Source organism: Mesorhizobium huakuii, assembly GCF_014189455.1.
GTDB classification, from domain to species: Bacteria; Pseudomonadota; Alphaproteobacteria; order Rhizobiales; family Rhizobiaceae; genus Mesorhizobium; species Mesorhizobium huakuii_A.
Genome location: NZ_CP050298.1, coordinates 188,410 through 200,253, shown reverse-complemented (window position 1 = coordinate 200,253; position 11,844 = coordinate 188,410). Strand labels below are relative to the sequence as shown.

Sequence of the window (11,844 nt, the reverse complement as noted above, 5' to 3'; positions counted from 1 at the left end):
CCCCTCAATACGTAACTGCCTTGAGTATGACATGAACGGGCAAGCCCGCCTCGAACTGGGCGCTGCCCCGTGCGACCAGCCAGCCATCCGCACGCTCCAGGCGCGCAACGATCCGCAGCGTTGGTGAAGCCGTCGAGTTTGCGGGCAGGGGCAGGGAAAATTCTATCGTCTTTGAGCCGCCCTCGCTTTTGAGACTGGTTTTGGCGGCGCGACGCCGCGCACTGTCCTGAATGGCGGGGTCCTCGAGGTAGATCTCGAGATGACCTTCCGGGATGACCTTGCCGCCCACGAACGTGACTGCGCCGCGAATATCTGTCGATTGCGCAGCGGCTGCTCCGGCTGCCCCGGCGGCCGCGGCGACAGCCGCAACTCCTGCGGCCATTAACACTGTGCGGCGGTCGGTCATTGCGTCCTCTCCCTTTTCGCTGCGGCGACGCGCTTCAGGAGGGAAGCCTGAAAGCCCCCCTCCTGGTAACGCGTTAGATGACAATGAAGTCCGCAGCCGAAAGATCCAGATTTGTGTTCAGGTGCGCAAATTGAATGGCTGCTTCCTGTCCAGAACCATCGGCGTCGTAAGACAATATTCCATTGTCGGTATCGTAGATGATGCGGTCGTCGGCATCATGAGCAGCACCGGCTGCACTCTTGTAGAATGAGCCCAGGGCGAGGGCGCCGTCGCCGCCAACGCTGGCAAAGATCAGGTTGTCGAGCAGGATCGTATCGTCGGCGACCTTGAAGTCCTTGATCCAGTCGATATTGCCGTTCCCGAGTTCTGTCGAGAAGCGGAAATAGTCCTGGCCCGCGCCGCCGGTCAGCGTGTCGGCAGCCAGCCCGCCATCCAAAAGGTCGTTGCCGCCGCCGCCGGAGAGCGTATCGGCGCCCGCAACCCCCGGCTGAGCCGGCGCAGGCGGGAATTCGACCGATACGTTGAGCTTGTAGGTCGAGCCCTCCGGCACGGATTCCACCCAGCCATCGCCGGGAGCCGTGTCCGACCATTTGCCTTCCAGAATATAGTAGGTTCCGGTTTCCTGAACGATAAAGCTCGTGCTCGAATCCCGGCCGTTGTTGGAGCCCGGGTCGTTGCCGCCGTCGTCGTTCTGGGCGACGACATTGCCATCGCTGTCCAGCAGCCTGACGATGCTGTCATGGACATTGGGGTCGGCAATTCCATCGATGTCGATGGTGATGATCGTCCCGGCCGCCAGGTTGAGGCTGTAATATCCGCCGAGGCCGTTTCCGGTCGCGTTGACGGTGGTGTGAAGGGTGGTCGTCGAATCGAAGATATCGGGATCGGCGGCCAGCGAGAAGTTGTTCGAGATGTCGAAGGCGGTTGAGGTCGAATTGTTCGTCGCATCGGGTCCGAGCGTGGCGTAGCCGGTGCCCATGCCCGGGCGGGGCGGAGCATCGCCCTGATAGGCGAAATCGCCGAGCAGGGTGTCATCGCCGCCGCCACCGTCGATCTTGTCGGCGCCGCCCTGGCCGGTCAGCACATTGGCCGAACCGTCGCCCGTCAGGCGATCGTTGAAACCCGAACCGGCCAGATTTTCGATCGAGATATAGGTGTCGCCGCCGGATTTGCCGCCACCCAGCTTAAGGCTGAGCCCGCTGGCCGCGTCGGCGTAGTCCGCCGTGTCGCTGCCGGCGCCGCCATTCAATGTGTCGGCGCCGCCCCCGCCGGTCAGCGTGTCGTTGCCGGCGCCCCCTGAAAGTTTGTTGGCCTGGGCATTGCCGATGAGATGGTCGTCGAAGAAGGAACCGACGGCGTTTTCGAAACCGACGAGGATGTCGTGCCGGATAACCGTGCCGCGCCCGACGATCTGCACCGGGCCATCGCCGTCGCCGCCGCTGGCCGTGCCATTGGCGAGGTCGATCGTCACACCCGATGAGCTGCCTTCGTAGACGACCGTATCGATACCGGCGCCGCCATCCAGATAGTCCTGGCCGGCGCCGCCGATGATGGTGTCGTTGCCGGCCTCACCGTACAGGATGTCGCCGTCATTGCCGCCATCCAGTATGTCGTTGCCGCCGCCGCCATTGAAATAGTCGCCGCCGCCCCGGCCCCAGAAATGATTTGCCGCCGACGTACCTATGAAACGGTCGATGCGGTCATCGGACCCGATCAGGTTCTCGATGCTGTAGAAGGTGTCGCCCGTAGCGGTGCCGCCATTGGCAACGTTCGTGGCGAGGTTGACGAGCAGTTGGAAGGGGCTTTCCTTGCTGAAGTCGACCGTGTCGACGCCCGCGCCGCCCCTGAATATGTCGATGCCATCCTGGCCGCTCAGCGTATCGTCGCCGGCGCCGCCGTCGAGAATATCGTTGCCCTGGCCGCCGAGGATCGTATCGTTGCCGCCGCCGCCATAGAGCGTGTCATTGCCGTCGTCGCTCTCGGTCTGGTCTTCAAGGTCGGCGACATCGATGGTGTTGTTGATGTCGCGGCTGGCGAGCGAGTCGCGGCCGCCGATGATGAGGTCATCGCCGCCCTGACCGAAGATCGTGTCGTTGCCGGCGCCGCCGTCGAGCGTATTGTTCCCGTTGTCGCCGATGATCGGTGGTGGGGTTTCGGTGCCACCGCCTCCAGGCTGGAGTGTCGACTCGTCGGCGTAGATGATGTGTTCGACGTTGGCGATTTTCCGGATATTCAAGTTCCGGGACAGCAGAACGACCGTGTCGTTCCCGCCATTGGCTTCCTCGCGCACGATGTCGTCGAGGGAGTCGACGAAATAGATATCGTCGCCGCCATTGCCGGCCATGCGGTCGCCGCCGCCGCGGCCATCCAGCACGTTGTTTCCGTCGTTGCCGATCAGGACGTCGTCATGGCTGCTGCCGATGCCGTTCTCGATGTAGTAGTCGGTCCCATCGGCGTTGTGCCCGGCAAAGATCGACACATTGTTGCTGTGGCCGTTGACGCTGGAGAACTGTCCGGCGCGCAGGTCAAGGATCGTGCCCGCCGTCGAGCCGGAGAAGTCGATCGTGTCGGTTCCGCCGGTGTCATGGATCACAAAACCGATATCGTGCTGCATGCCCGAGGAGGTCAGCCGGTATCCATCCACAGTACTGCCGAAGCCGTAGACGTTGTCGCCCGTGTTGAGGTCGATGTGCTGATAGGTGCGCACCCCGTTCTCGTCGACGGTCGAGAAAAAGCGGCGGATGACCGCCTCGATGTCGGCCATCATCGGCGTTGCTGCCGACCAGCGGGTGGGTTCACCGACATCGATCCCGTCGAAATAGGACATGACGCTGTATTGCTGGCGGTCGTAGGTCCAGGTCGCATTGTTCAGATAATTGATCTGCACGCCGCCGGGACCGCTGTAATTGTAGAGGCCGGGATGGTTCAGGCCGAACTCATGGCCGAATTCATGGATGAAGGAATCGAACACATAGCCGCCAATATCCGTCTTGTTGTGCTCGGTGTCGTGGAAACGCTGACCAATGCTGACATAGCGGTCGTTGGAATAGGCGCTGCCGTCGTCCTCCTCGCCCAGTTCGGGGCTGACAACCTGCATCCAGTCGGTTGCGCTGTTGTAGGGTGCGTTGTCGACGATTTCGAACTTCAGAGGGGTGACACTGGCCCACATCTGCAAGGCGCCGATCGCCGCGGCCTTGTATTCGGGATGGTCATTGAGGTCGGAGACATTGATCCGTAGCGTGCCCGCCGCGATCGCCGGCGTCAGCGACCGGTCCAGCGCTCCAAGGTAGGTGAGGTAGGCCTCGTAGTCTTCGCTTTTGCCGTACGGGTTATCCGGCGTCTGGTCGTTGACCCACCATTGATCGCTGGTTTGGCTTGGGTTCGGCATCCTTGGGACTCCTTGTCTCACAGCCGTGGCAATTACGGTTGCTTGGGCCAAACAATTCAAATTCAAGTTCATGCTGATCTCGTTCCCATTCTGTGTATTGTTCTTCGCTGATCTGGATCGACGAGCTATCGGGCTGACCGGCGTCCGCAAGCGCCTGCGCGGCAGCCACTGGGTGAAGACTGAGTGGACGGTCAACACAAAAATCTGGATGACGCTCCCCTCACATTGTATCGGCGCAACGTTTGCGGATCATCCGTTGCACTAATCGTGCCAAAGGAATAAGCTTTCAATCGCCTGCGTGGTAAGCTGCCTTGCGTGTCCGACCTCCGACATTTGGTTGTAGACCCGACACTCTCGTCCTCGCTCGGGGCTTGTCGCAAATTCGGACCCTTAACTGGGCGTTGTCACGTTGTTTGCAATGTGGGCGCGTGAGGCCGATACCGCGCTTTTCAGGCAGGCCGTGCACTCACGGCTTCCCACGCGGCCATGGCTTGGCGTCGATGGGTTCGAATTTGTGCGGCGGAGCGGTTGGTCTGGGATGGGACGAAGAGATTTCGAACGGCGGAGAAGATCGACACGAAATGCTGCAATGAGCCGACCGACCGGAAACCCTGTCGCGTTCGTTCCCGTTTTCGTCCAAACAGCACGGGCCACGATTTCGATCGGATAGCGGTGGTTCTTGTAGGTCGGTGCACTCACGGTCATGGGCGCGCTGCTACCTCAATTTCCTTACCCCTCAATCAATGTGACACCACCTGCGCACCCTCTCGTGAATGCGCTCGGCAAAGGCTTCGGCGAAGCGGTCGGCCAGCGCCTTGACCATGATCGACGAATAATCGTCATTGGCCCTCTCGAAACGTTCGGCGATCGCCACCTCCTCGATGCCGGCGGTGACGATGAAGCCGCCGATGTAATCTGGCTTGCCGCTATCCACTGGCGCGACGAAATCAGACAGTGCGACATTGGCCTTGCCGTCGCGCCTGGTCAGTTGCTGGCGCAAGGTGAAAAATGTCGCTAGTGCCTTGATTCCAACACTTGGTGCCCACGTCTGACGGCTGCGATGATGTTGTCAGGGTCTGCTTTCCAAAGGAACGGCTTTGGCTCTTCGTTGTGCTCTTTGAGAAATCGGTTGATGGCTGCCTGAAGATCAAGATCGTGTCCCAGGGAGTTCTCTAATCGGCTTTGTCAACGGGCTCCTTTCTCCTCGTTGATGCAGCGCGTGCCGGGCTCAGGGTTCTCTCCGGGGTCGATCGCAAGGATCGCCGCATGTTTGCGTTGGAACGGGTGGGTCGAAGTGGTGTTCGCGGTTCCGTTGGACCGCATGCGTGGGAGCGACCTCATCCGTGCAGCGTCCCGGCAAGGACGCATCTCGGGAATTGGAGTTGTTAGGGAATCGAAAGCTCCTCCTCAGGCTGCAGCAGCAGAGTGGCGGAACGGCTCGTTCGTCTTCCACATGGCGTGGAGGATAACGGCGGGTGGTGTCACATTGATTGAGGGGTAAGGAAATTGAGGTAGTGACCGTGAGTGCACCGACCTACAAGAACCACCGCTATCCGATCGAAATCGTGGCCCGTGCTGTTTGGCTCTACTTCCGCTTCAATCTGAGCCTGCGCGATGTCGAGGAAATGCTGCTCGAACGCGGGATCGTCGTTTCCTACGAGACCATCCGCCGATGGTGCCGAAAGCACGGCCCTGATTATGCGCGCCGCATACGCCGCAAGTCGCCGACGAAAGACGATGTCTGGCACCTGGATGAAGTCGTGGTGCGCATCAACGGTCAGAAATGCTGGTTGTGGAGAGCGGTTGATCAGGACGGATATGTGCTCGACGAGATTGTCCAGACGCGTCGCAACACCAAGGCCGCCCGGCGCCTGCTGACGCGACTTCTGAAGAAGCAGGGTCTGCCGCCAAAGCGTATGATCACCGACAAACTGCGCTCCTACGGGGCGGCCCAACGCCAGGTCATGCCGAACGTGGAACACCGCTCGCATAAAGGCTTGAACAACCGGGCGGAGAATTCTCACCTGCCGTTCCGAAAACGGGAACGAACGCGACAGGGTTTCCGGTCGGTCGGCTCATTGCAGCATTTCGTGTCGATCTTCTCCGCCGTTCGAAATCTCTTCGTCCCATCCCAGACCAACCGCTCCGCCGCACAAATTCGAACCCATCGACGCCAAGCCATGGCCGCGTGGGAAGCCGTGAGTGCACGGCCTGCCTGAAAAGCGCGGTATCGGCCTCACGCGCCCACATTGCAAACAACGTGACAACGCCGGTGCGCAAGGAGTTCTGGGGCTACGTGCCAGAGGAATCGTTGGCGTCCGACGAGCTGATCGGCGAACCCTATCGCGGCATCCGCCCGGCGCCCGGCTATCCGGCGCAGCCCGACCATACCGAAAAGGCCACACTGTTCCGGCTGCTCGACGGCGAGCGCAGTGCCGGAGTAAGCCTGACCGAAAGCTGCGCGTGTGGCCGGGTTCCTCGGTGTCCGGCATCTATCTCGCGCATCCCGAAAGCTATTATTTCGGCGTCGCCAAGGTCGAACGCGACCAGGTCGAGGATTATGCGCGCCGCAAGGCGATGCCGTTGGCCGAGGTCGAGCGCTGGCTTGGCCCCATCCTCAACTACGTGAAGGCACACTATGCCGAAGCGGCTGAATAGCGGCGGCAAGCGCTGTCGTCTCTTCGCTTTAACAGTGTCGTTTTCGTGTGGACGGGGCTCAGGTGCTGGTGTTTTGCGCACCAACGCCCATTAAAGATAGAATGAGTTCGAAACGAAGTGATAGTGATCTGTATAAGTAAGTTCTAAAATTCGTTCGTTCAGTTTTGGTAGAAGTAAAGTTTGGCGTTTTCGGCTTTTCAAGCTAGACAGATCTCCGGATCTGGCGCACTATCTTTTCGGAATACAATCTCGAGCTAATATGTAGGGAGGGGACCCATGTCGCGTCCTGGATTGATGGTGCGTGCGCGAATTCTCGCGGGTGTTTTCCTCAGCAGCCTGGGACCGATCGCGGTGCTGCCCGCGGCGGCCGAGATCCTCAATCCACCTGTGCTGCAGGATGACCGCGCGCCGATTGCCAAGCCTGCCCTGACTGAGCTCGCACCTGCTACGCCACTGCCCGGCAACACGCTGCCGGTGCGCGGCGACCGCCTGCTCAATCTCAAGCTCGACTACATCGACAACCAGATCTACAACCCGTCCACGGGCGGCTACGACAAGGTCCATCTGCGCGGCTACACCGGCAAGGGCGTCGATCCCAGCGCTCCTTATGTCTCGCCGACGATCGAGGCAATTCCAGGCGACACGGTACGCGTCACCCTCGACAATCAGTTGCCGGCAGGACCGCAGCCCGGCGACCCCGGCTGCATGCCCGACGGCCAGATGCCCGACATCCCCCACTGCTTCAACGGCACCAATCTCCACACCCACGGGCTGTGGGTAAGCCCATCGGGCAACAGCGACAATGTGCTGTTGTCGATCAACCCGCAGACGCGGTTCACCTATGAATACAACATCCCGTCGGACCATCCTTCCGGCACGTTCTGGTATCACACCCATCGCCACGGCTCGACCGCGCTGCAGGTGTCGAGCGGCATGGCCGGGGCGCTGATCATCCGCGGCAACCGCTTGCCGACCCCGACCGCGCATGGCGACATCGACACGCTGATCCCGACCTCGGCGATCCCCGAGCGGGTGCTGGTGATGCAGCAGATCCAGTATGCCTGCCGCGGGCCGGCGGCGAAGCCCGGAGATCTCGGCCCGATCAAGCAGGACATCAACGGCCACTATTTCTGCGATCCGGGCGATGTCGGCGGCATCGAGGGCTATGACCAGTTCGGGCCGGGCACCTGGCCGGCGTCGGGGCGCTATACCTCGCTCAACGGCAAGGTGTTCAATCCCAACGACCCCTTGAAGGCGACGCAGGGCCAGATCGAGCGCTGGCGCATGGTCCATGCCGGCGTGCGCGACACGATCAGCCTGCAGTTCTTCAAGGTGCTTGACGGCAAGCCGAAGCCGGGGGTGAAAACGCTGCTCAATGCCGACACCACGGCGGCATTCATCAAGGATACGTGCAGCACCACGCCGGTGCCCTATACGCTGATCGCTGCCGACGGGCTGACGATGGCGGCAGCGCAACCGACCAAGCTTGCAACCTTCCAGCCTGGCTATCGCTTTGACGCGCTGATCGTCTTTCCAGAAGCCGGGCGCTACTGCGTGATCGACTCCTCGGCGCCCAAATCGGGAGTGGTCAACGGGCTTGACGTCGGACCGCAACTGCTCGCACTGGTCGACGTCGCGGCGGGAACGCCGGTCGATAATGTGGAAACCTACATCAACCGCAAGCTGGTTGGCCTGGCCGAGGCCAACATGCCCGCGGACGTCAAGCCGGTGGTGGTGGCCGATCTCAAGGCCGGAACGAAATTCACCAGCTTCACGCCGCATCCCGACATCACCGACGACGAAGTGAAGGGCAACGGCACGCAGGAACTGACCTTCTTCATCGACACGACCGGACCGGACACCAAGTTCGAAGTCGGCAACACGCTCAACACGGCCGACGCGAAGCCCTACGAGGCGACCCGCATCGACCGCTCGCTGCCGCTGGGCAAGGCGCAGGAATGGACGCTGCAGTCGCACTTCGTCAGCCATCCGTTCCACATCCACGTCAATCCGTTCCAGATCGTCTCGATCACCGATCCCCTCGGCAAGGACGTCAGCGCGCCGGGTGCGATAGACGACGCCGGCGGTGCGCCCTACGATCCGCAATATGCCGGGCTAAAGGGCGTGTGGAAGGATACGCTGTGGATCAAGAGCCTGATCCCGCAAAACCTGCCCACGGGTTTTTCAGGCATCTACACGATCACGCTGCGCACCCGCTACGAGCGCTATATCGGCGAGTACGTGCTGCACTGCCACATCCTCGACCATGAGGATCAGGGCATGATGCAGAACGTTGCCGTGGTGCTGCCTGACCAGGTGGGCGACGACGCGCAGAGCGACGCCATGCAGATGGATGGGATGCAGATGGGTGGCCACGATGCCCACAAGTAAGGCGCAGGCGCCGGAACCCGATGCGCCGTTTAGATGGAGCGACGTCGAGGCGATCCTAACCGCTGCGGGCGGCAACGATGGACCAGGCAGCCTGACCGGGTTGACGCTGCCGGATTTCCTGACGCTGCAACTGCAGGGCATGCCGCTGATCGCGCCGCTGACCACAACGTGCTGCGGCACGAGCGACGCCAAGGGGCGCGGCGCGCGCTCGGTGCTGGTCCGCGGCTTGCGCGGACTGCCGCCCTTCGACGGCAGGCAGTTCCCCCGCCTGCCCTGGGGCGGCAAGCCGGTCGCCGACGACGACATCGACCGGATCGAGACCTGGATCGAGGAAGGCTGCCCCGGCGAGCTGATCGAGACGGTCGCGCTTGCCGGCGAAGTCAGCGTGACGACCGAGGCCCGCGTCGAGGTGAAGGGGCTTCCCGGCCCCATCTTCGGCCCGGCATCCGATCCCGCGGCATGGCGCTACGCCAAGGGCGAATTGCGCCAGCGCATGGATGTCGATGTGCTCGACGACGCGCAGAAAGAGCGGCTGCGCCATGCATTTCGCGAGCTCTACAAGCTCAACAAATGGGTCGGCGACAAGCGCAGCTACAACAATCTGGCGCTGATCCACCAGAACCATTGCCAGCATGGCTGGGAGCGCTTCCTGCCGTGGCATCGCGTGTATCTCTATGAATTCGAGCAGGCCTTGCAGGATTTCTGCCCCGACGTGACCATGCCGTGGTGGGATTTCCCGGCCGAGCGTTACAAGCCGGACGATCCGGCCAACGGCGCAATCCTTCCTGATGCCTTCAAAGGCTTCCTCACCCAGGACTCGGTGCGCTTCCTGCGCGACAAGGGTTTTCCGGCCAAGATCGACACGCTGGTCGGCCAGTTCTGGGCCAATCCGACGCAAATCTACGACGCGGTCAGCAAGGCATGCGGCAAGGAGTATGTGGCCGGCGAAAACCGCAAGCGGCTGATCGACGCGGTGCTTGAGGCCAATTCGCTGTGGTACCCGCTGCGCTACTCCAGCCAGTTCGGCAAAGGCACGATCAACACCGTCATCCATTACCATTACCCGGCACAGGAGGACATCGACGAGATCCTCAGCCTGCGCACCTTCCGCGACTTCGGCGGCGGCAGCCTCTATGTCGACAGCTTCGGCTTCCTCGACCAGAACCCGCACAACACGATGCACATCTGGACCGGGGGCATGACTGTATGCTTCCAGCAACGCGTTCAACGACATTGGTATCGAGAACGAGGGGCCTCATAGGTGGCGCATGATCTGGAAAATCAACACATTCGGAAGCCTACGGCTATTCTATCAAGATCAGCCTCTTGGGGTACATTTATCGCGAACGTCTAAAGCGTTGATCGGATTGCTTGCGACACACCAAGGTCGCGGCATTCCGCGCGATGAGATCGCGCAGTTGCTTTGGTTAGCCGATTACGACAAAGCTACTCAGCATCGACTAAGCACGATCCTATGGCGACTGCGTCATCTGGGTGATATCGGCGGGCAGGCGGCCGCCAAACAGCTTGTTGTGATCGAGCCGAGCGGAGACATCAGGATCAACGATCGCAATGTCGTCAGCGTCGATCTCGCTGAGTTCGAAGCTGCGGTGGTGCGGTGCCGCATCCGTCGAGATGAGGCATCGCCCGAGGACGTTGCAGTGCTGACGAGGTCGGCAGATTTATATATGGCAGATTTCTTACGCGACGTTGATTTGGAATGGGTGTCGGAAAAGCGGCAGTATCTCCGGCAATGCCACCTGGATATTCTACAGTTTCTGATTGAATGTCACAGCCATCATTGCAAGTACGACGACGTGATTAATTATGCGGATCGGTTTCTGCGAATTGACCCGTATCTCGAGACCGTTCACGTATTTATGATTAAGGCCTGTCTCGCGACAGGGCGGCGATCTATGGCGGCCGCGCACGCCGAAGCGTGCCGATATGCGTTCATGGAGGAGCTTGGTGTGGCCGTCGAACCGGACACGCAGCTGCTGATTTCGTCGCTTACGTCAGCTACCAACCCGCACGTGAGGATACCGGCGAAACGCCAAGTCGAAAGGAGAGCGAGGGCGCGCGTCGACGGCAGCAGCCTCGTTCAATTGAGAGAGGCCTGTTCGCTGGTCGTCGACGTCTGCTCGAGCCTGCTGCTTGAGGCGAAGGATGCAAAGCCCAGCCCGACGCCCCATCAATCCTTTCCTCCCCGGAAATCGGCCGAGCAGTAGGTGATTGCAGCCCAGCTGCACGCTTCCTCAGCGTCTCCAGGATGCCTGCGGTCGGCGAAGACGCCGAAGGCTCGATCTCGCGCAGACCTATTCTCAATTCCTCGTTCCACGTCGACGCAGGCTGACGACTTCCTGGCTTTCGTTACTTCCACCGATTGTAACCGCACTGAGGTCATGACCGAGGGGCGCAGACCGCGTCAACTGTGATCGGGCCGTGATGCCTCTGAGGCGAGCCTGAGAAAACGGGCTGCTAGGTTGGGCTCGTGAATGAATCGGCCGCAATCGTACCGAGGCGGCTGCTTTTGCTGACCAACGGAGGAAATGGCCATGGCTTTGAGTGAACCGGACGTGACAGCGTTCCTGAAGACGTTCGTATCGACATACGAGAAGGGCGACGCGTCGTTCTTCGATCTGTTCGCTGGCGACGCGTCTGTTTTCAGCGTGTCGGTTCCGACCCGCATCGACGGTGCGGAGGAGTACCGGCGAGGCTACGAAGAGCAGTTCCAGGGAAAAAACCGGCGGGCGCAAATCCTTTCACCGGAAATCCGCATCGCCGGCGACGTAGCGGTCGTCACCTATCACAACCGCGTTGCGCTAGACAATCAGTCGACCAACCTGCGGTCGACCCTGGTTCTCTCGCGTGTCGGCAAAGACCTTAAGATCGTGCATCTGCACAACTCACCTCTTGCCTCGCCGGGCGTCAGTGCGACCCGCGGCGGCCGGAGGACGTAACGCTCCTGGAGGAGCGCGTCGCCACCGCTGCGGCCGCTGTG

Annotated in this window: 7 protein-coding genes and 4 pseudogenes; 6 read left to right on the top strand and 5 right to left on the bottom strand. The window is 61.1% G+C overall.

Features of this window, described 5'->3' with window-relative positions; all coding sequences use genetic code 11:
- Nucleotides 1-4 precede the first annotated feature (4 nt).
- The 5 genes and pseudogenes from HB778_RS37315 to HB778_RS37300 form a co-directional block, all read right to left on the bottom strand.
- Nucleotides 5-406: a hypothetical protein gene (locus HB778_RS37315; RefSeq protein ID WP_183454917.1), complete on the bottom strand. Its 402-nt coding sequence runs from the start codon at nucleotides 404-406 to the stop codon at nucleotides 5-7.
- 73 nt (nucleotides 407-479) lie between these two features.
- Nucleotides 480-3,794, bottom strand: a complete 3,315-nt coding sequence (locus HB778_RS37310) for a M10 family metallopeptidase C-terminal domain-containing protein (protein ID WP_183465520.1) — start codon at nucleotides 3,792-3,794, stop codon at nucleotides 480-482.
- A gap of 449 nt (nucleotides 3,795-4,243) precedes the next feature.
- Nucleotides 4,244-4,429: pseudogene (locus HB778_RS43685) on the bottom strand (IS6 family transposase); the annotation flags it as partial.
- A 119-nt stretch (nucleotides 4,430-4,548) separates the two neighbouring features.
- Nucleotides 4,549-4,812, bottom strand: a pseudogene (locus HB778_RS37305) (vitamin B12 dependent-methionine synthase activation domain-containing protein); the annotation flags it as partial.
- A pseudogene (locus HB778_RS37300) lies at nucleotides 4,809-4,946 on the bottom strand (IS630 family transposase); the annotation flags it as partial. The pseudogenes HB778_RS37305 and HB778_RS37300, both read right to left, overlap by 4 nt.
- A gap of 353 nt (nucleotides 4,947-5,299) precedes the next feature.
- Here HB778_RS37300 and HB778_RS37295 point away from each other — a divergent pair.
- The 6 genes and pseudogenes from HB778_RS37295 to HB778_RS37270 all read left to right on the top strand — a co-directional run bounded on the left by HB778_RS37295 (nucleotide 5,300) and on the right by HB778_RS37270 (nucleotide 11,803).
- Nucleotides 5,300-6,013, top strand: a complete 714-nt coding sequence (locus HB778_RS37295) for an IS6 family transposase (protein ID WP_432421291.1) — start codon at nucleotides 5,300-5,302, stop codon at nucleotides 6,011-6,013.
- Between the two features lie 53 nt (nucleotides 6,014-6,066).
- Nucleotides 6,067-6,452: pseudogene (locus HB778_RS37290) on the top strand (vitamin B12 dependent-methionine synthase activation domain-containing protein); the annotation flags it as partial.
- 276 nt (nucleotides 6,453-6,728) lie between these two features.
- Complete coding sequence (locus tag HB778_RS37285) at nucleotides 6,729-8,843, top strand: multicopper oxidase family protein (protein WP_183465519.1); 2,115 nt, start codon at nucleotides 6,729-6,731, stop codon at nucleotides 8,841-8,843.
- Nucleotides 8,830-10,104: a tyrosinase family protein gene (locus HB778_RS37280; protein ID WP_183454961.1), complete on the top strand. Its 1,275-nt coding sequence runs from the start codon at nucleotides 8,830-8,832 to the stop codon at nucleotides 10,102-10,104. Before HB778_RS37285 ends, HB778_RS37280 begins: the two co-directional genes overlap by 14 nt.
- A gap of 7 nt (nucleotides 10,105-10,111) precedes the next feature.
- A complete protein-coding gene (locus HB778_RS37275; protein ID WP_183454962.1) occupies nucleotides 10,112-11,071 on the top strand; it encodes an AfsR/SARP family transcriptional regulator in 960 nt (319 codons plus the stop codon).
- A gap of 327 nt (nucleotides 11,072-11,398) precedes the next feature.
- Nucleotides 11,399-11,803 carry a nuclear transport factor 2 family protein gene (locus HB778_RS37270; protein WP_183465518.1) on the top strand — a complete coding sequence of 135 codons (405 nt, stop codon included), beginning with the start codon at nucleotides 11,399-11,401 and terminating at the stop codon, nucleotides 11,801-11,803.
- Nucleotides 11,804-11,844 lie beyond the last annotated feature (41 nt).